This is a genomic window from uncultured Aquimarina sp. (assembly GCF_947500065.1).
In the GTDB taxonomy this organism is placed as follows: domain Bacteria; phylum Bacteroidota; class Bacteroidia; order Flavobacteriales; family Flavobacteriaceae; genus Aquimarina.
Genome location: NZ_CANMQT010000002.1, coordinates 832,992 through 857,985, shown reverse-complemented (window position 1 = coordinate 857,985; position 24,994 = coordinate 832,992). Strand labels below are relative to the sequence as shown.

Here is a 24,994-nt window from a genome sequence, read left to right as displayed (position 1 = left end):
TATTTTCTTTTTCTATTGCTGATACTTTTAAGGTTGTCTTGAAGTGTCAGAGAGATCTTTTGTTATTCCTTTTTACGAAAATTTGCTTGAGAGTTTTCGTTCATCTATAAGACTTCTTGATTGTAATCATAATAGATTTTAGATTTTTATATCCAATAACGAAAGGATCATTTGATGATATCGGAGGTATGATAACTAATAATGATAGGGTAATGACATCTCATCCTTTACATAATAGTTATGATTATCAGTTGGCCTATCAAAGATGGAAAAATGAATTAAATAGAATTTTAAAAGATAAATAATGGTTTTACTAGGAGATAAGGAATATTTTAAGGGAATAGGTGAAATTAAATTTGAAGGAAAAGAATCAGACAATCCTTTAGCATATAAATATTATGAACCAGAGAGAATTGTTGCTGGAAAAACGTTGAGAGAACATTTTAAATTTGCGATTGCTTATTGGCATACCTTCTGTGGTCAAGGAGCGGATCCATTTGGATGGGGAACGCAAAATTTTGCTTGGGATCAATCTTCAGATCCCATTCAAGCAGCAAAAGACAAAGCAGATGCTGCATTCGAATTTATTACTAAAATGGGATTTGATTATTTCTGCTTTCACGATTTCGATTTGATACAAGAGGGACCTACATTTTCTGAATCAGAAAAAAGAGTAGCTACTATAACAGATTACCTGAAACAGAAGAAAAAGGAATCGGGGATTAAATTATTATGGGGTACTGCAAATTGTTTTTCTAATCCTAGATATATGAATGGAGCTGCAACCAATCCTGATTTTAATGTATTGGCGAGAGCTGGTGGACAAGTTAAATTAGCACTTGATGCAACGATAGCATTAGATGGTGAGAATTATGTGTTTTGGGGAGGAAGAGAAGGTTATATGTCTTTGCTTAACACCGATATGAAGAGAGAATTAGATCATCTGGCTCAATTTTTAACCATATCTAGAGATTATGCAAGAGCGCAAGGGTTTAAAGGAACTTTTTTCATTGAACCTAAACCAATGGAGCCTACTAAACATCAATATGATTTTGATACGGCTACTTCTATAGGGTTTCTTAAAGAACATGGATTAGACAAAGATTTTAAGATAAATATAGAAGTAAATCATGCGACCTTAGCACAGCATACATTTCAGCATGAGATAGAAGTTGCTTCAAGTGCAGGAATGCTAGGAAGTATAGATGCAAACAGAGGTGATTATCAAAATGGATGGGATACAGATCAGTTTCCTAATAATATTTTAGAAGTAACAGAAGCGATGTTAGTATTTTTAAAAGCAGGTGGACTTCAAGGAGGAGGAGTTAATTTTGATGCAAAAATTAGAAGAAACTCTACTGATATGGAGGATGTATTCTTAGCGCATATTGGAGGAGCAGATACCTTTGCACGAGGTTTAATTACGGCAGATAAGATAATTTCTTCGTCATCGTACGAAAAATTAAGAACAGATAGATATAGCTCTTTTGATACAGGAAAAGGGAAAGATTTTGAAAATGGAGCATTAAACTTGAAAGACTTGTATGAAATAGCATCGGATAACGGTGAGCTTTCTTTGCAAAGCGGAAAGCAGGAGTTATTTGAGAATATTATTAATCAATACATTTAATGAACCGTTTGAGTTCATAACATCTTATATAGAAAAAAAGAGTATGAAATTTTTTATTGATACAGCTAATTTGGATCAAATATCTGAAGCCCAGTCTTTAGGGGTTTTAGATGGAGTAACCACGAATCCATCACTAATGGCAAAAGAGGATATTACAGGAAAACAAAACATAATTGATCACTATAAAAAAATATGTAACATAGTTGATGGAGATGTCTCTGCAGAAGTAATATCCACTGATTTTGAAGGAATGATAAAGGAGGGTGAAATACTGGCAGCTTTACATCCGCAGATTGTGGTAAAACTTCCTATGATAAAGGATGGTATAAAGGCGTGTAAATATTTTTCGGATAAAGGTATAAGAACCAATGTTACTTTAGTGTTTTCTGCTGGACAAGCCATACTTGCTGCAAAAGCAGGTGCAACGTATGTATCTCCTTTTCTTGGAAGATTAGATGATATTTCTACGGATGGACTCCATCTGATATCAGAGATAAGACACATCTATAATAATTATGGTTTTGAAACTAAAATTCTTGCAGCATCTATTAGACATACGATGCACGTAATAGATTGCGCTAAAATAGGAGCTGATGTAATGACTGGACCTTTGTCATCGATAACAGGTTTATTAAATCATCCTTTAACTGATATAGGTTTAGCAAAATTCTTGGAGGATTATGAGAAAGGAAATTAATACAACTATGAGACAATAACACACCTGAATATTCTTGAAAACCAGAATTATCCCGATGCGCTTAATCATAGTCACTTCCCTTCATCATTACTAAAGACAGGAGAGTATTATGAGAACAAAACTAGTTTTAATTTTACTTGTATCTAAGATATTATTGAAAACACTAAATTGCATGTTAATGAGGGTTTCCGTAACAGAAATAAAAAGATATATCCAGTATAAAGAGAATAGATTTTCATTAATATTCTTTTCGGTTTTATTGCTGCTGTGTTCTTGCAAAAAAAAAGTAGCGATAGATACTCATAAGTATACTAATCAATTGATTGAAGAAACTAGCCCATACCTTTTGCAACATGCTCATAACCCTGTGAATTGGAAACCTTGGAGTACTGATGCTCTTTCAGAGGCAAAACAATTGGATAAGTTAGTTTTGGTAAGTGTAGGATACTCGTCTTGTCACTGGTGTCATGTGATGGAAGAGGAAACATTTACAGATGAATCCATTGCACAAGTAATGAATGAAAACTTTATAAATATAAAGGTAGATAGAGAAGAAAGACCTGATGTCGATCAGGTATATATGACGGCACTACAATTGATGAAAGGAAGTGGAGGTTGGCCGTTAAATGTAATAACACTACCAGATGGAAAACCCATTTATGGAGGAACATACCACACCAAGGAGGAATGGAACAATACGTTACAACAGATAGTAAAGTTATATAAACAAAACCCTCAAAAATTAAAAGATTACGCAGAAAATGTTACTGCAGGAATACAAACAATTAACTTAATTGAACCAATAAAACAAAATGCTTCACTGTCAAAAGCAGTTGTACAAAATAGCATAGAAAATTGGAGAAAAAACTGGGATCTTATTTGGGGTGGAGAGAAAACCGAAACTAAGTTTATTATGCCTAGTAATCTAGATTTTCTTTTGGATTATGCGTTACTAGAAGAGGATAATGAAATTTTGGACTATGTTGAAAACACTTTAGAAAAAATGGCTTTGGGAGGTCTTTATGATCACGTTGGCGGAGGTTTTTTTAGATACAGTACAGATAGATATTGGAAGGTTGCTCATTTTGAAAAAATGCTTTATACCAATGCTCAATTACTTAGTTTATATTCAAAAGCATTTAAAGTTTACAAAAAACCGTTATTTAAAGAAGTAATTTTAGGGACAACTGCTTTTTTACATCGAGAAATGAAAAATAAAGAAGGAGGGTTTTATGCAGCTATGGATGCCGATACTGATTCTGAAGAAGGTAAATACTATACTTGGAATGAAAAAGAATTACGATCATTATTAAAAGATGATTATGCTATTTTTTCAGAATACTTTGGGATAAAAAAAGAGAATCAATTAGACACAAAGAATTATGTTTTGTATAGATCAAAAACAGATAGCACTTTTGCCAATGAACAGCAGATTTCATTAAAGAATCTAAATGATTATAAGAATGAATGGATAAAAAGGTTAAGTGAAGCAAAAAAGCAAAGAATGGTTCCTAGTATTGATGATAAAATAATAATTTCTTGGAACGCATTGCTTATAAAAGGGTATACTAATGCCTATATGGCTTTGGGAAATAAAGAATTTCTTGAAGAGGCTGAAGCAATTTCAGGTTTTATTCAAAAAGAAGGTTATAATGAGGGAAACCTCATTCATTCTTATAAAAAAAACAGTAAAAAAACGAATGGTTTTATTGAAGATTACTCTTATTTAACAAGCGCATATATTGATTTGTATAGTGCTACTATGAATATTAAATATCTGGAAAAAGCAATACAATTAAATAGAACAACAGAAGAACTATTTAAAGATAGTTCTTCGGAGATGTATAAATTTAGTACAAATGATGAGCTAATTTCTAAAATAGTTAAGGTAAATGATGGTGTATTACCTTCTCCAAATTCAGTTGTAGCACATAATAAATTTCGTTTAGGACTTTTGTATTATGATCGAGATTTATTAGCAAAGTCTAAGAAAATGCTAACCTCGATGTTGGTAAATATAGAAGAAAATGCTAGTAACTATTCTAATTGGAATTCGTTACTACTTCACTCAGTATATCCATTTTATGAGGTTGCTATCATTGGAGAAGATGCTGATAGTTTTATTAAGGAATTTGATAATATATATATCCCCAATATCATTATTGCCGGAGCAATAAAAGAAAGCCAAATCCCACTATTTAAGAATAAATACGTAAAGGATGATACCTATGTGTACGTTTGTCAAGAAGGAATGTGCAAACTTCCAGTAAATAAAGTTAAAGATGCTATTGAACAATTATGAATAAAGAAACTTGACTTATAGACTTCTAGTAGTATCTCTTTCGATAAGATTTGTCTTAATGACCTTAGTTGTGTAAGAAGTTCCTATGTTTTCATTTTCTATTTTATCGATTAGAATTTTTGTTGCAGCTTCGCCAAGATACGTACTGTGCTGACTTATGGTAGTTATAGGTGGTGTTACATGACGAGGAAGTATTCCATTAGTAAAACCAATTATAGAAATATCATTTGGTACTTTGTATCCCTTAGATATAACCATTTTTAATGTGCTAATAGCAGAATCTTCTTCAAGACACAATATGGCATCTACATTTTTTGAATCCAGCAGTATTTTTAATAAAGTGTCAATATCATTGAATTCATCAACCTTAAGTATTAAATCTTCATCAATGGGCATATTTGCTTCTAAAAGTGCCTTTTTATAGCCTTTTAGTCTTAGTTTTCCAACACTAAGTTGATGTATATTCGACACGATTGCGATATTTTCACAACCTGTTTTGATGAAATAATTAATAGCGTTATATGCACCATCCTCATCATTTACAATAACTTTATCGCATTCTATTTCATCAGTTATTCTATCTATCATTACGATTGGAATACCCTGATTAATTGCATTCTGAAAATGACTAAAGTCTTTTTTGATTTGAGTTTCTTCGGCAATTGATAATATGAATCCATCTAAATTAGAATTTTTTAGAAGCTCCATAGCCGTCACTTCTTTTTCACGGGATTCGTTAGAAATACAAGTGATAAGATTATATCCTTTTTGCGTTGCGATCTTTTCGATACCAACAAAAACCTTGGTAAAGAAATGATTAAGCATATTAGGTATAATTACTCCTATTGTTTTGGTGTTTTTCTGCTTTTCATTGGCAAATACACTATTATGAGATTTATATTGAAGCTCTTTTGCATATTCTTGAATCATAGACTTAGTTCTAGTACTAATTTCATAACTATCGTTAAGAGCTTTCGAAACGGTCGCAATGGATACATTGAATTCTTTTGCAATATCCTTTAAGGTAATTCTCTTTTTTTTCATACGCTAAGTATTGATAAAAATTGTTTTTGGATAAATTTTGGATAAATAGGGATTATCAGTTTTATATTTTGAGGCATCAAAATTTTATACAAGGTTTTTATAAGGTATTCGTAAAAACCAGGTAAATCAACCTTCTTTGTAAAGTAATCTTAATAATTCAATTTGTAGGGATGCCAAATTCTAATTGCAACATAATTAATACACATTGCTTCAAATATTTTATTGGAGAATTTTTTAGAGCGGTTTAAAGTGTTAGCGTTATCTATTGCTTTTTCTTGAATTCTAAAAAAACTATTTATAGAAATAGCTTAGTTAATTAGTATGGAAATAAACTAAGTATCTGATTGGAGTATAGGGTGTCAGGTGGTTACGAAAACTTTTCGTAGAATTTAATTTTAAGTTAGTAAAATTATCAACTGTTTTATCATGTAGTTCTAATTTTGAGTATTAACTAAATTTTTAACACAAATTCATTTGTATTCATAATTACGCTGTCTCTAAACATTATTGATGATAGTTGAATATAAATTTTTGAATTATTCTAATTTAAAATTATTTAATCATGAAAAATTTTTTACGCATTTCGCTATTTTGTTTGTTCTTATTTACGAGTTGTTCGGATGATTTAAATTCTGATAATCTTCCAGAAACTTTAGAAACTCAAGAAAAATCTATTGATGGTAATGGTTACATCAGTGATGGCCGTACTGATGGAAATAATAAAGGATATTTTTGGACCATTTATAAAGAAGGTGGATGGGGTCGACTCAGGTTTCCATATGCAAATCAATATGGAGGTAACTTCGAAATCGAATACAAAAACAATCAAGATATTGTAGGAGGTAAAGGTTGGTCAACAGGTAGTGGAAGAAGCATAAACTATAATATTGGATTACTGCAAGGATCGTACAATTTTGTGGGTGTATATGGATGGACAAGAACTCCTCTTATAGAATATTATGTAGTAGAAAGAGGAAATATTCCTGGTCAAAATCAAAATAAGAATTTTAATGCCAATGGAAAAAATTATCAATTTAAAAAACAATTGAGATCAAATGCTCCATCAATTTTAGGAACCAAAACATTCTATCAATACATAAGTCAAAATGGAGGTGCTCCCATTGGATCCAATCAACAAGTTAATATGCAGGCACACATAAACCATTGGAATACTCACGGTGGACATAAACCTCAATGGGGTAATCTTAGAAATTTTGATTATCAAGTTTTCGGTATTGAATCTTATAGCGGTGGTTGGGGAAAAATTAATGCAACTGTTTGGTAATAAATATAAACAAGAACATAAGATCGTAATGATTAACGGTCTTATGTTCTTTTTTTTGTGGTAATTAAAAGAGTGATTTATTAATGAGAAGAATTTTGCTTTATTTTTTTGTTGGAGTTTTATATATGTTTAATTCTTGCGATGAAGAAAAAACGAAAAGAGTATTTAATGATGATTTGATTTTGGTTAAAGGAGGAACGTTTATAAATAAAGAATCTAATTTATATCAGAAAAATGCGCACGTAAAGGATTTTTATTTGAGCAAAAATGAAGTTACGCAAAAGGAGTGGGTAGAAATTATGGGGAACAACCCTTCTAGGTTTAAAGGAGATAGTCTACCTGTCGAAATGGTAAGTTGGTATGATTGCGTAGAGTTTTGCATTAGAAAAAGCATAAAAAGAGGGTTGTTACCTTATTATAAAATTTACAAGGATTCTATAGATAAGTTTAATACATCTGAGTTTGATAAAATAAAGTGGTTAGTTAAGAAAAATCCCAAAGCAAATGGGTATCGCCTACCGACAGAAATAGAATGGGAATATGCTTCAGGAGGAGGTCAGTTAAGTGAAAATTATTCATATAGCGGAAGTAATAATATTAATGAAATAGCTTGGTATTGGAGAAATAGTGGTAATACTATTTTAACTCAGAATTGGGACTATAATTTTTTAGAAAAAAATCAATGTAGAACACATCTCGTTTGTACCAAGCAACCTAATGAACTTGGTTTGTATGATATGACAGGTAATGTAAGGGAATGGTGTGATGATTGGTATGAAGATGATCAGATTGTTCCAGGGCAGTTTCGTTCTCAGAGAGGTGGAGGTTGGATTGGTGTTGAGGAGCATTGTAAAACTAATGATAGAGGATACTTTGAAGCAAATGGTGTTGGGCCTGATCAAGGTTTTCGTATAAGTAGAAATAAAGTTTAGAAACTTATAAAAGAACAGATATTTCTCTTTTTACTTATTTGCACATTTTTTCTCTTCTTAATTTTACTATTTGAGATTCTTAATAAGAACAAAATCGATTTTTTTAAATAGGTATTAGCCTCCATGCACCATGATTTATAGTATTTGCTTCAAATCTTCCATTTAATTGAAGCACCACACAATAGTTTTGACTTTTAGTAAAATTTTAAGTAAAAATTAAATGATTTGTTAAACGATGCTATTAAAAACTGCCAATAACACATCAGTTTGCAAATATTTTCTGCAGTAGTATCATAAGTGGGCATTCATTTAGAATTGAATTACTAGAATTATTAATCAACACAAATTATATAATTAACCAAAAAGGATTTATGGAATCAGTCTTAGAACAATTAGATTGGATAGTATTAGGTGTTTACTTTTTAGCACTTATCGGAGTAGCAGTCTGGGTAATATTACAAAGAAATAAAGATACTGCAGATTATTTTTTAGCAGGTCGTAATGTAGGTTGGTTTGTAATTGGAGCATCAATATTTGCTTCTAATATAGGATCAGAACACGTAGTTGGCTTGGCCGGTACAGGAGCTGAATCAGGAATGCCCATGGCTCATTATGAATTACACGCCTGGATTGTTCTATTATTAGGTTGGTTATTCTTACCATTTTACATGAGAAGTAAAGTTTTTACGATGCCAGAATTCTTAGAAAAAAGATTCGATAGTAGATCACGTTGGTTTTTATCTATTTTTTCATTAGTAGGATATGTAATTACTAAGGTATCGGTTACTATATATGCAGGAGGAATTGTAGTTTCAGAATTATTGGGAATACCTTTTTGGTATGGAGCTATTGGAATTGTTGTTTTTACGGGAGCATATACAATAGTTGGAGGTATGAAAGCTGTAATTTATACAGAAACTTTACAAACAGTAGTATTGATTGCAGGTTCACTAATTATCACCTATCTAGGATTACAAGAAGTAGGAGGTTGGGAAAACCTAAAAACTACAGTAGGTTCTGATCATTTTAATATGTGGAGACCTATGTCAGATCCGGATTTTCCTTGGACAGGCTTGTTGTTTGGTGGAACTATTGTAGGTATTTGGTATTGGTGTACTGATCAATATATTGTTCAACGAACATTAGCAGCAAATAACATAAAAATAGGTAGACGTGGTGCCATTTTTGGTGCATATCTTAAGATATTACCAATTTTCATATTTCTGATTCCTGGTATTATAGCTTTTGCGTTGGCAAAACAAGGTGTTTTAACGTATGACAAAGCCGATGAAGTATTTCCAGTTCTAGTTAAGACGCTGTTACCAACTGGATTGAAAGGGTTAGTTGCTGGTGGATTAATGGCCGCATTAATGAGTTCTTTAGCATCAGTATTTAATTCTTGTTCCACCATATTTACAATAGATATCTACAAAAAATTAAGACCTACTACACCAGAAAAAGAGTTATTAAACATAGGAAGAGTAGCGACAGCATTAGTAGTTGTTTTAGGAATTATTTGGATTCCTATTATGAACAAAATAGGTGGAGGTGTCTTGTATCAATATCTTCAAAGTGTACAGTCTTATATCGCACCTCCTATTACAGCAGTATTTATATTAGGAATTATTTGGAAAAGAGTAAACTCTAAAGCCGCTATTGTCACATTGTTTTCGGGCCTTTTGATAGCTGCCCTAAGAATTACAGCAGAAATTGTAAAAGATGATTTATCCGGTTTTACATATGAGTTTGCCACAATTAACTTTGCTCATATGGCAATCTTTATGTTTATTTTTTCAATTATAGTGTGTGTAGTAACAAGTTTAGTAACTACAGCTCCTGACTATAATACCATTAAAGGCCTTGCATTTGGCACGTTATCTCAAGAGCAAAAGGATGAAACAAAAAATAGTTACACAAAGATGGATATTATCCTATCAGTACTATTAGTCGTGGTTGTCGTTATAATACTAACCTATTTCACTGGATGATAGCATGAGGTATCTGTATAAAATAATTTTGGGGATTGGGATTGTAATTTTTACAATGAACTCTATGTTTTCTCAGGATTACAAAGTAGCTATGGAAGGGGAATTAAAAAAATGGCATAAAGTTACTTTAAGTTTTGAAGGTAGTGAGCTCAATGAAAATGATGAAGAAAACCCTTTCTTAAATTATAGGCTTACGGTTACTTTTAGAAATAGCAAAAAAGTATATACAGTGCCAGGTTTTTTTGCGGCTGATGGAAGAGCTGCTCATACTAGTGCAAAAAAAGGTAAAGTTTGGCAAGTGAGATTTACTCCTGATAAGGTGGGTGAATGGAGTTACCAAGTTTCATTTAGAAAGGGCGATCAGATTGCAATAAATAACAATCCAGATGCGGGAAAATCCGTAATGTTTGATGGATTAAAAGGAAAATTCCTTATTGCCGATACTGATAAAAAAGACACTGATTTTAGAGGGAAAGGTAGACTCCAATATGTAGGAGAAAGATATCTTCAATTTTCTGGAAGTAAAGAATATTTTATAAAAGGAGGAGCTGGGAGTCCAGAGAATTTTTTAGGATTTTATGAGTTCGATCAAACACCTCCTTCTCATAAATACCAACCGCATGAGAATGATTGGAACCAAGGAGATCCAACCTGGCAAAAGGATAAAGGAAAAAATATTATTGGGGCATTAAATTATTTAGCTTCAAAAGGAATGAATTCTGTTTATTTCTTAATAATGAATGTACAAGGAGACGGTAAAGATGTATGGCCTTGGAACAATGTCAATGAACGTTATCGCTTTGATTGTAGTAAACTGGACCAATGGGAAATTGTTTTTGACCATATGGAAAAACTAGGTGTAGCTCTACATTTTATAACTCAGGAAACAGAAAATGAACTTCTTTTGGATATTGGAGAACTAGGGGTTCAGCGTAAATTATATTACAGAGAATTAATAGCAAGATTTTCTCATCACTTGGGAGTAATCTGGAATTTAGGTGAAGAAAATGGGCCAGTGCATTGGTCTCCTAAAGGACAGAGTGATGCTGATCGTAAAACAATGGCCGCATATATCAAAAAAAATGATCCCTATAAAAACTTTGTGACTTTACATACTCACTCCATTAAAAAAGAACAAGATCAAATACTAAAACCATTATTAGGGTATAATTTTCTTGAAGGATCGTCTTTACAAGTTCATAATCCAGATGAGGTGCATGAAATTACAAAAAAATGGATATCAGTATCCAGAAAGTCAAAAAAGGATTGGGTTGTTAATATAGATGAAATAGGTCCTGCAGATACTGGTGCAAAACCAGATGTAGATAATCAGGAACATAATGAAATACGTTCTAAAGTATTATGGGGTAATCTAATGGCTGGAGGAGCAGGTGTAGAATGGTATTTTGGATATAAATTTGCTCACAATGATTTGAACTGTGAAGATTGGAGATCAAGGAGTAATTTGTGGGATCAGACAAAGTATGCAATGGATTTTTTTAAAAACCATGTCCCTTTTAATAAGATGAAATCTGTTGATGAACTAACAAATAATCCAGATGATTATGTTTTAGCAAAAAATGGAGAAACCTATGTGATTTATCTCCCTAAGGTAACTGAAAGTATTATTGATTTATATGGTGTGGAAAAGGAGTTTTCTATAAAGTGGTATAATCCAAGAAAAGGAGGAGAACTGAAAAATGGTTCAATAATAAAAGTAAAAGGGGGTAAAACAGTTTCTATTGGGTATCCTCCTAATAGCGAAAAAGATTGGGTAGCAATTCTTAATGCTACCAAAAAAACAAAGCGATCAGATTCTTTATTGAAAGAGGGTATTATAAAATTGGAAGCATTGAATGATTTTACTATTCAGAACTCTTTGGATAAAGCTGTTTATTATAAGGATATCGATAATAAAGCTTTGGCAATAAATACAGAAGATAAAAATCAACGTAATAAGTTTGCAAGTGCAAAGTCCATATTTCCAGGAAAAGAAGGGTTGTATGATGTGTCTTTTATTTCTCTGGCTGAGAATGATGGAGAATCGGTTTATATATTGCGTATAAATGGATCTATAAAAGATACGATATCTAATCCTAGCACAACTAAAAGTTTCGCAAGTGTTAGACATAATATCGATAGATGGTATCTTTCAGAAAATGATATTATCGAAATCAGTTCTATTGCTACTACTAATAAAAAAATACCGGAAAATGGTGAGACTGCGTGGTCAAGAGGAAGGTGGCGTAGTATAACTTTTACTTCTGCAAACCTTTCTATGGAAGAACAACTTAAGAAGGCAAAACCGTTTTTAGAAAAAAATGGTTTTCTAGATATAGAAGCTGAAAAATATCAATATAGTTCATCAAATGGAACCAAAAGAGATTGGTATAAGAGGTCCGAAAACACCATTTTACCATTTGAAAAAGGAATAACCAACCATTATATAGAAGCAAGTAATACCGCTTATATCGAGGCATTACCAGATACTCGAATTACGCATCAAGATCCTTTAAAAATAGGAGAAAACTTTTTTCCAACACCAGGTAATGGAGCGATCGTAGCTTATAAAATAAATGTTAAGACTCCAGGAAAATATTATATTTGGGCGAGAGCTTTTTCTACCGGAACAGAAGATAATGGTGTACATGTTGGCATAGACGGCACATGGCCAGAGAGTGGAGCTCGTATGCAATGGTGCGAAGGAAAAGACAAATGGACCTGGTCATCTGCGCAACGAGTTCCAGATAATCATTGTGGAGTAAAACACACAATTAGTCTTGATATTAAAAATACAGGCGATCATATAATTACATTCTCCATGAGAGAAGATGGATTTGAAATGGATAAATGGATAATGACACAAGATGTCAAGTTTATTCCTAGATAAAGGAATATAAATTTATGGATATTAGAAAAGTTATAGTATGCGTATTGCTTTGCTGGAGTTGTCAAGTTAGCCTTTGGTCACAACAGAACTTCGGTAATTTTAATTTTGTAAATATTAAAGATGGCATTTCCAAAATAGCTGTATCTACTATAATCCAGGATGACTATGGCTTTATTTGGATTGGAACCAATGGAGCCGGTTTGCATAGATATGATGGGATAGATTACATATCCTATAAACATAAATTAAAAGACACAACTTCTCTAAGCAGTAGTCTAATATATTGCTCATATGTTGATAAAAAGAATAGACTATGGGTTGGAACAGAAAATGGATTGGATCTCTATGATAGAGAACTAGATCAATTTAAAAGAATTGATATTATTTCTCAATTAAAGAGTTTTAATCGATCTAATATTGCGGTTAGTAGTATAACTGAGGATAATGCGGGTAATATTTTTATAGGAACTTTCGAAAAGGGGCTGTTTAAGTTTCATCTAGAAACTCAGATAATAGAACAGATTGCTAATGTGGATATTGATGACGAGCAAAGTTTGATAGACATAAATGACCTAAAGAGAAATCAACAAGGAAAAATATATGCAGCCACCAATTATGGATTGAGAACATATGATCCAAAAGCAAATACATTAGGTCTTTCGGTTTTTACTACAGAAAAAGGTTTGCAATCAGTCTCTGCTCCTATTAAATCATTACTAATTAATAAAAACAACAATATTTGGTTAGGGAGTATATCTGATGGAGCATATAAAATAGACAAAGGAATTGATGATATTTATGTTATTAAAAATCTTCGGTTTTCAACAAAACGGATATTATCATTGATTTCTAATGCAGATGGATCTATAATCTGTGGTACAGAAAACGATGGGTTGTTTCATTTTAAAGCCAATGGAACGTTAATAAAAAATTATCTTTTTGATAAAAACAATAAGAATAGTATTCAATCTAATTCTATATGGTCATTATTTATGGATAGTAATGAACGTGTTTGGATAGGATATTATAATAACGGGATCGCAATATATGACCAACTATATGATAAGTTTAAAAATATAGAAAGCCTCGCAAGTAATCCTAATTCATTAGAAGCAGGTTCTGTTACCGGTATTGTTCAAGATAAATCGGGTGTATTGTGGATCAGTACAGATGGAGGAGGAATAGATGTTTATGATCCAAACAAACAGAAGTTCATTCATATTAATAAAAATAGTAATAAACCTTATTCAAATCTTTCTGCATATGATATACAAACCATATTTATAGATAGTAAAGACAACGTTTGGGGAGGAAGTTGGAATAGTGGTGTTTTTTTACTTAAAAAAGGGACAACAAGTTTTGTTAATTATACTAGAGAGAATACTAACGGAGCATTAGCTTCTAATAGTATATTAAGCTTTGCCGAAGATGCTGATGGGATCATTTGGATAGGCACTTTTTCTGGAGGATTAATGTCTTATAATCCTGTTAAAAAAGATTTTACGTATCATACCTCAAAAGAATTCACTAAGTACGGGATTCATACTAGTGATATTCGTAAAGTATTAGTAGACTCGAATAATAATTTGTGGATTGGGACTACCATCGGATTGTATAAAGTAAGTAAAAATAATACTGATCAGTTTTCTGTCGAATACCTAAGAGGGAAAATGAGCAGTAAATACCAAAACGAAACAAATACAAACCATATACTATCAATCTATGAAAGCACTGATGGATCCATTTGGATTGGTACTAGAGGAGCTGGTTTATGTAAGTATGACTTAGATAAAGATAGTTTTATTTGGTATAATGAATTATTAGGATTAGAGGAGGAAAATGTTTCTGCAATTATCGAGGATGAACATAAGAATATTTGGATAAGTGGTAATGCGGGGATTCATAAATTAGATCTTGAAAATGAAAGCATTATTGATTATAATATTAATGACGGCTTATTATCAAATGATTTTAATTTTAATGCAACATTTTTAGATAAAAAGGGAACTATATATTTCGGAAACTACAAAGGGATTGACTACTTTAATCCAGAGGATATAAAAACCAATAATAGCTCGACTAGTTTATACCTTACCGATTTTAAGTTGTTTAATAAAAAGGTATACCCTAATGAGGAAGGCTCTCCTTTAAAAAAAGTAATTTCAGAGACGGATAGTATTTCACTAAGTAGTGAGCAATCGGTTTTTACGATTGAATATACAGGTATTAATTATACACGTCCTGAGAAAAATCAATATGCTTACTATTTAGAAGGATTAGAGAATTCATGGAATTATGTGGAGAATACTAGAAGTGCTACATATACCAATCTAGATCCGGGAAATTATATATTTAAATTAAAAGTAGCCAACAATGATGGCAAGTGGAGCGAAACACCACTGCATTTACATATAAAGATTTTACCAGCCTGGTGGAAAACGAATTGGGCATTATTGTCATATGTTTTATTGTTTTTACTTGGGATATACCTTCTAAATAAAGTAACACAAAATAGAATTAAAGAGAAGCAATTAATACGATATGAAAGGGAAAAAAGAATTAAAGAAGAAGAACTTCATAATAAAAAACTACAATTTTTTACCAACATATCTCATGAGTTTAGAACTCCTTTAACACTGATAATTAATCCTCTCGAAGACATACTCAAAAATGAAGAGTTAAACTTACCAAAGGAGGTGAATGAAAAACATCTGATAATTCATAAAAATACGGATAGATTATATAGATTAATTAATGAGTTGATGGATTATAGAAAGCTTGAACTTAATAAATTGAGTATTAAAGCAAGAGAACTTGATATCATCACTTTTATACGAGATGTAGTAAGTCATTTTGTTGTGGAGGCTTCTAATAAAAGAATAGATCTGGCTATAAACCATGAAATTCCAGAACTAAAAGTATGGGTAGATATAGGTATGCTAGAGAAAATTATTTTCAATTTATTATCTAATGCATTTAAAGTTACCCCAGAAGGAGGGCAGATCACCGTTTCAATAAAAAAAACTGAAGAAACTCTTTCAGAAAAAGCTAATGATCACATTTTATCGCATTCATTCGAAATTAGTGTGTCTGATACTGGTCCTGGTCTTAAAAAAGAACAACTGGATAAGATATTTGAGCGATTTTATCAAGTAGATAACCTAAACAAATGGTACTATGGAGGTACAGGAATTGGTTTGGAGGTTGTTAGAAGTTTTGTAGAGTTACACAAAGGAAAGGTAGAAGTTGACAGTATTGTTGATGAAGGAACAACATTTTCGGTAATATTACCTTTAGGCAAAAAACATTTCAGCGAAAGCGAAATCGTATTAGATGATGAAGATTCAGATGTTCTGTTAAAAACTAAATTTATAAGTAATGTTCACAATCAAAACTTAGAAAATAAAATAGAAGAAGAGCAAAAATCCAATAGGTTACTAATTGTTGAGGATAATATTGAGTTACGAAACTATCTGAAAACTGAATTAAGTAACAATTACAAAGTTTTTGATGCCAAAAATGGTAATGAAGGCCTTGAAATTGCCAAAAAAGAGGTGCCGGATATAATTATTACGGATGTAATTATGCCAGAAATGGATGGTTTTGAATTTTGTTCGAATATTAAAAAAGATTTAAAAACAAGCCACATTCCTATTCTAATGCTTACCGCAAAAACGATGGCTGATGATCGATTAAAAGGAATTGAATCTGGAGCAGATGTATATCTTAGTAAGCCTTTTGATATGAGGGTTTTAAAATCTTACTTAACCCAAATGCTTTCGATCAGACAAATACTTTTTAACAAGTACTTTAGTGATATTAGTGATGCTGAAATTAATGAAAATAACACATCTCTTGATAAAGAATTTATCCAAAAAGTATTGAATCATATTTATGAAAATTTAAGTGACCCCAATTTAAGTGTAGAATCATTATCATCAGAACTTCACCTGAGTAGAAGTCAATTTTATAGAAAGATAAAAACACTAACGGGACAAACAGCTAATCAATTTTTAAGGAATATTAGATTGCAAAAAGCTAAACAAATCTTAGAAAGCGGTTCTACAAATGTTAGTGAAGTCTGCTATAAAGTTGGATTTTCTTCACCTTCCTATTTTACAAAGTGTTTCAAAATGCATTTTGGAATATTACCCACAGAAGTAACGATAATTGAACCTTAGTATCAAGTAATTTCTATATCGTTATAACCCGATTAGAGTACTTCCATATTTTTTTATAAGATAAGGGATAAAGCACATTAACAATTGATACTTCCATCCTATTCTGTCTTAAATATACCCAAAGTATTACTTAGTATTTTTTATAAGAGGATTAATTTACAGCTAGTTAATTCACATTAAGATATTTTTAATGTACGATAACATTAATTGTAGAAATGTCAATGAAAAGAACAAATATCTATATTCTTCTTAATTAGGTCTTTTATTAGCCAAAATCAACTGTAACTATTGTTGCTTCAACTAACTAAAATGTTGTAAAAGCCTTGTATAAAGGCTAGATGCAACAAATGTCTTATCATATGCTTTATCCGTGGCATTGTTTTTTTAATCCTGTATATAAATTGTTAAAAAATTATGAATTAGTCAAAAGACATGAAGAGGAAATACGCTAAAATTAAAATTTTGGGAGAGATATTTTTAATATTGGTAGTACTCGGATTATTCGTTTTTATACTTGATCTAATGTCATAAAAAGAACCAGCTTTAACTTATAATAATGATAAGAAAAGAATCTAAAAAAATACTAAAAAAACTTTTCAGGGTTAACAATCTGATTGTTGTTTCAATTATTCTTCAATTGAATATTGGATGTGCAACAAAAAACGAAACAGAATACAAATTTAAGAATCCAGAACTACCTACTAGTGAAAGAGTGAGTGATCTAATAAGTCATATGACTCTTTCAGAAAAGGTGTCTCAGATGAGATATGATGCTCCAGCTATTGAACGTTTAGGAGTACCTGCATACAATTGGTGGAATGAATGCTTACACGGTGTAGCAAGAGCTGGAGAAGCTACTGTATTTCCGCAAGCTATTGGAATGGGAGCTACTTGGAATGCTCCATTATTGTTTGATGTAGGCACAGTTATTTCTGATGAGGCAAGAGCAAAGCATCATCGCTTTGTGAAGGAAAATAAAAGAGGAATATATCAAGGACTTACTTTTTGGACACCTAATATTAATATTTTCAGAGACCCTAGATGGGGAAGAGGTCAAGAAACCTATGGAGAAGATCCTTATCTCACTGGCAGAATGGGAGTCAATTTTATAAAAGGATTACAAGGAGATGACCCAAAATACCTTAAAGTGGTCGCTACGGCAAAGCACTTTGCTGTCCACAGTGGACCAGAAAAATCGAGACACGAAGATAATTATCATACATCAGATAAAGATTTAAGAGAAACATATTTACCTGCTTTTGAAGCTGCTATTAAAGAAGCGAATGTACAGTCAGTAATGTGTGCCTATAATAGATATAGAGATGAAGCTTGTTGTGGAAGTAATTTATTGTTAAATGATATACTTCGAAAAGAGTGGGGGTTTGATGGTTATGTGGTTTCGGATTGTTGGGCTATCAACGATTTCTGGGAACCAAATAAGCATGAATTAGTCGAAACCCCTGCTGAAGCTTCAGCATTAGCAGTAAGTAGAGGTACAGATTTAAATTGTGGAAATGTTTTCGATCCAAACTTAAGTGATGCCGTTCTTAAAGGATTAGTAGATGAAGATAAGGTAGATCGAGCATTATCTAGACTTATGGAAGCGCGATTTAAGCTTGGGATGTTTGATCCACAAGAAATCGTATCCTGGTCTAAAATACCGTATGATGTAGTATGTAGCGATAAGCATTATGCCTTATCTGAAAAAACTGCCAGAGAATCAATGGTGTTGTTAAAGAACGAAGGTAAATTACTTCCATTAAAAAAAGATATTAAATCTATTGCAGTAATAGGTCCTAATGCAAATGCAAAACAAGTGTTGTTAGGAAATTATCATGGAACTCCGTTTAACAATATAACACCTCTTAAAGCGATTAAAGAAAAATTACCTAATGCAAAAGTACATTATGCCAAAGGAAGCCATATTGCAAAAGGATGGCCACTATTGCAACCAATACCATCATCAGCATTGCGAAACGGTGATAATGTTGGGTTAAAAGGAGAGTATTTCGATAATAAACAGTGGAAAGGAGATCCAAAAGTAACAAGGAATGATAGTATAATTGATTTTATTTGGGTTTCAAAAAAACCATTTGAGAATGCAGTTTCAGATAATTTTTCAGTTAAATGGACGGGAAAAATAGTTCCAGAAGAAAGTGGAGAGTATCGTATAGGATTGAGAGCTAGTAGTGCTGGTAAACTTTATGTAAATGATTCTCTTAAAGTGGATTTTAAGGATGATCATGAGCCAAAAATGAAATATCTGGACATGAGACTAGAAGTTGGAAAATCATATGATATTAAAATAGAATATTATAATTATCATACAGATCCGCAAGCGCAATTGTTATGGTCTAAATTGGATGAAAATCTTTTGTCTCCAGCAATTGAGGCAGCTAAAAAATCAGAGGTTGTAGTGCTCTGTTTGGGATTGTCTCCTGATATAGAAGGAGAAGAAATGCCAGTTGTTTTAGATGGTTTTGATAAAGGAGATAGATCAGAAATTTCTTTACCACAATCTCAGATAAACTTATTGAAAGAAATACACGCTTTAGGTAAACCAACAGTTTTAGTATTAATGAACGGAAGTGCTCTTGCCATTAATTGGGCAGACGATAATGTCCCTGCTATTCTTGAAGCTTGGTATCCTGGAGAGTTTGGAGGAAGCGCAATTGCAGATGTTCTTTTTGGAGATTATAATCCAGCTGGTAGACTACCTGTTACATTTTATAAATCAGTCGAAGACCTTCCAGATTTTAAATCCTATGATATGACGAATCGAACATACAAATACTTCAATGGAGATCCTTTATATCAGTTTGGACATGGATTGTCATATACTAGTTTTACATATTCAGAATTAGAAATACATGATGCGATAAAATCCAATGAAAATATTTCAGTAACAGTTCAAATAACAAACTCTGGAGATGTAAAAGGAGATGAGGTTGCTCAGCTGTATTTAGCTCATAATAAAAAAGAAAATAAAGAAGGACCTAGACATTCTTTAATTGGGTTCAAAAGAATTCACTTGGCGGCGGGAGAAACAAAAAAAATAAACTTTGAAGTTACTCCAAAACAGTATGCATTGATTTCTACCAAAGGAGAAGAACATATTAAATCAGGGTCAATTCAATTTTATGTTGGAGGAAAACAACCCAATAATACAAATGATCTAGATTCAGAGACTAAAAAAGTATTAACAAAAACAATCACAATTATTGATAAATAGAAAATTGAAAACAAAAGAAAGATTCTATACCAAGTAACAGAATTCGAATAGCTTGTAAGGTGTTCTTATAGGTAGGAATCAAAATTGTAATACGAATATAATTAACAACCAAAAACAATATCATATGATAAAGCTTAAACTCGCAATTATTGCTTTGATTATAATTGGGACGCAGCAGGTTTTTTCGCAAGAAAATAGTATAAGCGGAACAGTTAAAGATGAGAGAGGCTTGCCACTTCCTGGGGTAACGGTCGTGGTAAAAGGAACCTCTAATGGTGCTTCTACAGATTTTGACGGAATGTATATAATAGGTAATGTAAAGCCTTCGGATAGAATTGTCTTTTCTTATGTAGGAATGCAAACGGTAGAAATAGTAGTCGGTGATCAAACAAAAATAGATGTTTCTCTCGATCCAGAAGCAGAATCTCTAGATGCTATAGTAGTAGTAGGTTATGGTACCCAAAGTAGGATTAATGTAACAGGAGCAATTTCTACAGTAGAATTAACGGATCTCAATGAACTACCACCAGTAACTAATGCAGAATCTGCATTACAAGGTAGAGCAGCAGGTCTTACAATAGCGAATGCAGGTGTGCCAGGTAGTACTCCATCAGTCTCTATAAGAGGGTTAGCTACCTTGGGAGATAACACACCTTTATTTGTCATAGATGGTGTAATTACTGGTAATTTATCAGGATTAAACCCAAATGATATTGAATCTATTTCTATTTTAAAAGATGCCTCTACAACAGCTGTTTATGGAGCTCAAGGATCTAATGGTGTAATCGTGGTAACAACAAAAAAAGGGAAAAAAGGAAGAGGTAGACTTGATTTTAATACATATACGGGTTTTCAAAGTATAGCAAAGCGTTATGATGTTTTAGAAACTATAGATTATCTTAATTATGTTGGTGAATTTGGTGTTTTCCCGAATCGTCCTGTAGAGACTTTTAGAACCAATACAGATTGGCAGGATGAGATTTTTAGAACAGCTTTTATGCAAGATTATAATGTTAGTTATTCTGGAGGGAATGAAACCGGTGATTATTTTTTCTCCGGAGGATATCAAAAACAGGAAGGTATCATTATAGAAACTGGTTTTGAGAGGTATTCTTTTAGAGGTAGTGGATCCAAAAAATTTGGTAAACTCAAAGTGGGTCAATCCATGTCCTTAGCTTTTTCCAAGCAAAGACCAGAACGTCAAGGTGGCGGAAGGACATTGATTGAACATGCAATTAAGGCTGCACCATATTTGTCAGTGTTTAATTCTAATAACCTTGGAGGATTTCAAGGACCTTCTTCATCGGCAGATGGTCAAGATGCAGAGAACCCTGTTAGAGTACAGACATTAGGACAATCTATTAATAAGTCGTTAGGTGTCATAGGAAATATTTATGGAGAGTATGAGCTTCTGCCTGGGTTGACCTATAGATCTCAGGTAAGTTTAGATTACTTTCAGTTCAATAATAGATCGTTTGTTCCTTCTTATTCTGATGACAGTGTTTCAGGAAGTACTACGCACGCTCAAAATTTTGCTCAGATAGGAAGATTTACGCAACAAGGACAAACCATAATGTTTACAAATAGTCTGAAGTATAAAACAATGATTGCGGATGTTCATAATCTTGAATTATTAGTTCTTGCTGAGAAATTTGAATCTAAATCAGAGAATTTTGGAGCAGGTAGTAGAAATTTAGTGACAGATGAAGTTGATCAGATTGTAGATAATGATTTCTTGAGTGCCGGCAGTGGATCTGGAGAAACTAATAAGTTAGGTTATCTAGCTAGAATCAATTATGACTACGATAGTAAGTATCTTTTTTCAGGATCTTATAGAAGAGATGCTTCTTCAAGATTTGGTGAAAATAAAAGATGGGGTAATTTTTACTCAGTAGCATTAGGTTGGAACCTTGCAAGAGAGAATTTTTTCGAGGATACTTCAATAAGCACCTTTAAACTTAGAGGTAGTTATGGAACAACAGGTAGTGATAAAATTGGGGACTATAGATTTGCACCAGCACTTGTCGGTGGTTTTCAATATCCGATCGGAGGAACTGTAGGAGAAGGAGTGACTCAGGAAGGTAACGAAAATCCAGATTTACAATGGGAGACAAAGAAAATTCTAAATGTAGGACTTGATTTTGGTATTTTCAGCGAAAAATTTACCGCTACTATTGAATATTTTAAGAATAATAGTGAGGATTTATTGATCGATATTCCTACAGCATTATCTAATGGTAATCAAAATAATTCACAAGCAGTTAATCTTGGAGAATCAGAGGCTACTGGTTTTGAGGTAACACTTGGCTATAATGATAATGAAGGAGAATTTAAATGGTCAGCAAATCTTAATTTTTCTACGTCTAAGAATAAAATGATTTCTATTGCCGGATTAGAAGATGTACCATTTTACTCACTTGGTATTAGAGGTGGAGGAATTGGTGGAAATATTAGTAGAGTTAGTGTGGGAGATCCATTGTTTTATTTCTATGGGCTTGAAAGTAATGGTATATATAGCAATCAAGATGAAGTGGATGCAGATGGCTTTTCTGGTTTTGAACCAGGAGATGTGAGATATATTGATCATAACGGAGATGGAGAAATTACTCCAGATGATAGAGTTGATATTGGTAATCCTTATCCAGATTTAATCGCAGGATTATCATTAGATGCAAGCTATAAGAATTTTGATGTATCTGTATTGATTTCAGGTTTTTATGGGAGCGAAATTTTTAATACGAATCTTGTGGATCTTACAGGAGGAACTAGACGTCCATTCAACGTAGGTACAGATTATTACGAAAATCGTTGGACACCAACTAATACAAATGGAACAGAACCTAGGACCAATGGATCAGAGTCTAATTATGTTATTTCGGATCGTTATGTAGAAGATGGTAGTTTTACAAGATTAAGAAACGTTACGCTTGGATATACAATACCTAATGATTTATTCAATGAGTATTTTTCAAAACTCAGATTGTATATCAGTGGACAAAATATTTACACATTAACAGAATACTCAGGTTTGGATCCGGAACTAAGACTGGATGGAGATATAGGAATCGATCGAGGGACGTATCCTCAGCCTAAGTCCTTTTTGTTTGGAGTTCAAGTTTCATTTTAAAATGTAGGTTATGAAAAAAATTAAGTTAATTATGACATTTCTGTTGGGATTAGTAATAATAAATTCCTGTTCAGAAGAAGACCTTGGGTTAGTAAATCCGAATGCATTATCGCCAGACACTTTTTTTTCTACTGAAGAGCAAGTGCAATCCGCCGTTAATGCAGCTTACGCAAACTTACAGACACCTGCTTTATATGGACGTCTAATATGGTATATGTTGGATAATATGTCTCAAGAAAATGCAGGTAATGGTCAGCAAGAAGGTGACAAAAGAACGTATGCAGAGTATACCTATAACGCTACCAATCAATTTATAACAGATTATTGGGATAGTTCTTATCGAGGTATTAATAAAGCAAATTTTGTAATTAATAATGAAGAAAGAATAAGTAATCTTTCGGAGGCAGTATTGACAGATCAGGTAAAAAATAAATTTTTAGGGGAGGCTAGGTTTTTACGAGCACATTATTATTGGTTATTGGTTAATAGGTTTGGAGATATACCTCTAAGAATTGATGGTTCTAGTCCAGAAGGGTTGCCAAAGAGCCCAAAATCAGATGTTATTAATCTTATCATTGATGATCTTAGGTTTGCCGCTGCTAATTTGTTATCAAAAGCAGAAGAGGAAAGAGGAAGAGCAACCAAAGGAGCAGCTCAGGCATTTCTTGGTAAAGTTTTGCTATATCAAGAACAGTACGGAGATGCATTAACTTCTTTTAGAAGTATGTCAGGTTATGCATTAGAAACAGAGTATTTTGATAACTTTAAAGAAGAAACTGAACACGGTATAGAATCAGTTTTTGAAGTAGCGTATAATATAAATCTTGGAACAGGTAATAAATGGGATTCTAATGTTGTAGGACAAGGAGCAAACCATGCAACCTTTAGAGGTCAGGATTATGGAGTTTTAGACTGGTTTAACGTATATCCTTCAGATGATTTAAGAGCAGAATTTGAAACAGGAGATAATAGATTTCAAGGAAGTTTTTACGTTGTTGGCGATATATATAATAATGGAAACAATACGCTGGTAGCATCAGATTTTGCAGAAAATGGAGGAAATGTTCGTCCAGCTGCCTGGAAAAAATATCAAAACTATTATAAGCAAACTTCAGAAGTTCAGGAGTCAGGGATTAATGCAAAAGTAATTCGGTATGCAGATGTTTTATTGATGATGGCAGAATGCGAAAATGAGGTTGGGACTCAAGCTGGAGCAATTGCTTTAATAAATCAAGTAAGAGCAAGAGCAGGGTTATCTGGTTTATCGTCCGGTTTATCTAAAGAACAGGTTTTTCAAGCAATTGTTCATGAGCGTAGAGTTGAGCTTGCAGGTGAGCAAGTTCGTTTTGATGATTTATTAAGATGGGGAATGGCTGGATCAGAGTTATCAAGTTTTGGATTTCAGACTGGTAAACACGAATTATGGCCAATTCCAGATCAAGAAATTAGCACAAATGCTAGTTTAGGATCAGAAGATCAGAATCCAGGATATTAATTTAGTATCATATTTAGAGTTAATTGAAATAGTTATTGGAAGAAAACAGCACGATTATGTGCTGTTTTCGCGGTTAATTACGTTAAAGGCTTGTCAATGGTAAACAAGACGAAGATATCATCGTGATTTAGTGAAAAAACATCAAAAGGATAAATTAGATACATATATCCAGAAGACTTATTTTTCAGAAG

The 24,994-nt window shown here is 32.5% G+C and carries 12 protein-coding genes; 11 read left to right on the top strand and 1 reads right to left on the bottom strand.

All coding sequences use genetic code 11. The features are described from left to right. Positions 1–304: 304 nt before the first annotated feature. The 3 genes from xylA to Q0975_RS09160 all read left to right on the top strand — a co-directional run bounded on the left by xylA (position 305) and on the right by Q0975_RS09160 (position 4,629). Positions 305–1,630 (top strand): xylose isomerase, encoded by a 1,326-nt coding sequence (gene xylA / locus Q0975_RS09170; RefSeq protein WP_299435534.1) that lies wholly within the window; start codon positions 305–307, stop codon positions 1,628–1,630. Between the two features lie 43 nt (positions 1,631–1,673). Continuing rightward, positions 1,674–2,327 carry a fructose-6-phosphate aldolase gene (gene fsa, locus Q0975_RS09165; protein ID WP_299435532.1) on the top strand — a complete coding sequence of 218 codons (654 nt, stop codon included), beginning with the start codon at positions 1,674–1,676 and terminating at the stop codon, positions 2,325–2,327. Between the two features lie 178 nt (positions 2,328–2,505). Beyond that, positions 2,506–4,629, top strand: coding sequence for a thioredoxin domain-containing protein (locus tag Q0975_RS09160; RefSeq protein ID WP_299435530.1), 2,124 nt, complete (start codon positions 2,506–2,508; stop codon positions 4,627–4,629). Between the two features lie 15 nt (positions 4,630–4,644). On the opposite strand, the gene Q0975_RS09155 is transcribed toward Q0975_RS09160, so the two are convergent. Beyond that, positions 4,645–5,673, bottom strand: coding sequence for a LacI family DNA-binding transcriptional regulator (locus Q0975_RS09155; RefSeq protein ID WP_299435528.1), 1,029 nt, complete (start codon positions 5,671–5,673; stop codon positions 4,645–4,647). A gap of 562 nt (positions 5,674–6,235) precedes the next feature. Here Q0975_RS09155 and Q0975_RS09150 point away from each other — a divergent pair. The 8 genes from Q0975_RS09150 to Q0975_RS09115 all read left to right on the top strand — a co-directional run bounded on the left by Q0975_RS09150 (position 6,236) and on the right by Q0975_RS09115 (position 24,803). Beyond that, the gene (locus Q0975_RS09150; protein ID WP_299435526.1) at positions 6,236–6,958 is read left to right on the top strand and encodes a glycoside hydrolase family 11 protein; all 723 of its coding nucleotides are present in this window, start codon (positions 6,236–6,238) and stop codon (positions 6,956–6,958) included. Between the two features lie 83 nt (positions 6,959–7,041). Beyond that, positions 7,042–7,890 (top strand): formylglycine-generating enzyme family protein, encoded by an 849-nt coding sequence (locus Q0975_RS09145; RefSeq protein ID WP_299435524.1) that lies wholly within the window; start codon positions 7,042–7,044, stop codon positions 7,888–7,890. A 371-nt stretch (positions 7,891–8,261) separates the two neighbouring features. Further along, on the top strand, positions 8,262–9,878 hold the full coding sequence (locus tag Q0975_RS09140) for a sodium:solute symporter (protein WP_299435522.1): 1,617 nt from the start codon (positions 8,262–8,264) through the stop codon (positions 9,876–9,878). A 55-nt stretch (positions 9,879–9,933) separates the two neighbouring features. Continuing rightward, positions 9,934–12,768, top strand: a complete 2,835-nt coding sequence (locus Q0975_RS09135; RefSeq protein WP_299435520.1) for a DUF5060 domain-containing protein — start codon at positions 9,934–9,936, stop codon at positions 12,766–12,768. Positions 12,769–12,782: 14 nt separating this feature from the next. Then, positions 12,783–16,949: a hybrid sensor histidine kinase/response regulator transcription factor gene (locus tag Q0975_RS09130; RefSeq protein WP_299435518.1), complete on the top strand. Its 4,167-nt coding sequence runs from the start codon at positions 12,783–12,785 to the stop codon at positions 16,947–16,949. Between the two features lie 556 nt (positions 16,950–17,505). Then, positions 17,506–20,181, top strand: a complete 2,676-nt coding sequence (locus Q0975_RS09125; RefSeq protein ID WP_299435517.1) for a glycoside hydrolase family 3 protein — start codon at positions 17,506–17,508, stop codon at positions 20,179–20,181. Between the two features lie 124 nt (positions 20,182–20,305). Beyond that, positions 20,306–23,308: a TonB-dependent receptor gene (locus Q0975_RS09120; protein WP_299435515.1), complete on the top strand. Its 3,003-nt coding sequence runs from the start codon at positions 20,306–20,308 to the stop codon at positions 23,306–23,308. Positions 23,309–23,318: 10 nt separating this feature from the next. Next, positions 23,319–24,803, top strand: coding sequence for a RagB/SusD family nutrient uptake outer membrane protein (locus Q0975_RS09115; RefSeq protein ID WP_299435513.1), 1,485 nt, complete (start codon positions 23,319–23,321; stop codon positions 24,801–24,803). The last annotated feature ends 191 nt before the right edge of the window (positions 24,804–24,994 follow it).

Bases quoted from the DNA above. Each gene is read 5' to 3' on its own strand.
- xylA (WP_299435534.1), top strand. From the start codon at position 305: ATGGTTTTACTAGGAGATAAGGAATATTTTAAGGGAATAGGTGAAATT.
- fsa (WP_299435532.1), top strand. From the start codon at position 1,674: ATGAAATTTTTTATTGATACAGCTAATTTGGATCAAATATCTGAAGCC.
- Q0975_RS09160 (WP_299435530.1), top strand. From the start codon at position 2,506: ATGAGGGTTTCCGTAACAGAAATAAAAAGATATATCCAGTATAAAGAG.
- Q0975_RS09155 (WP_299435528.1), bottom strand. From the start codon at position 5,673: ATGAAAAAAAAGAGAATTACCTTAAAGGATATTGCAAAAGAATTCAAT.
- Q0975_RS09150 (WP_299435526.1), top strand. From the start codon at position 6,236: ATGAAAAATTTTTTACGCATTTCGCTATTTTGTTTGTTCTTATTTACG.
- Q0975_RS09145 (WP_299435524.1), top strand. From the start codon at position 7,042: ATGAGAAGAATTTTGCTTTATTTTTTTGTTGGAGTTTTATATATGTTT.
- Q0975_RS09140 (WP_299435522.1), top strand. From the start codon at position 8,262: ATGGAATCAGTCTTAGAACAATTAGATTGGATAGTATTAGGTGTTTAC.
- Q0975_RS09135 (WP_299435520.1), top strand. From the start codon at position 9,934: ATGAACTCTATGTTTTCTCAGGATTACAAAGTAGCTATGGAAGGGGAA.
- Q0975_RS09130 (WP_299435518.1), top strand. From the start codon at position 12,783: ATGGATATTAGAAAAGTTATAGTATGCGTATTGCTTTGCTGGAGTTGT.
- Q0975_RS09125 (WP_299435517.1), top strand. From the start codon at position 17,506: ATGATAAGAAAAGAATCTAAAAAAATACTAAAAAAACTTTTCAGGGTT.
- Q0975_RS09120 (WP_299435515.1), top strand. From the start codon at position 20,306: ATGATAAAGCTTAAACTCGCAATTATTGCTTTGATTATAATTGGGACG.
- Q0975_RS09115 (WP_299435513.1), top strand. From the start codon at position 23,319: ATGAAAAAAATTAAGTTAATTATGACATTTCTGTTGGGATTAGTAATA.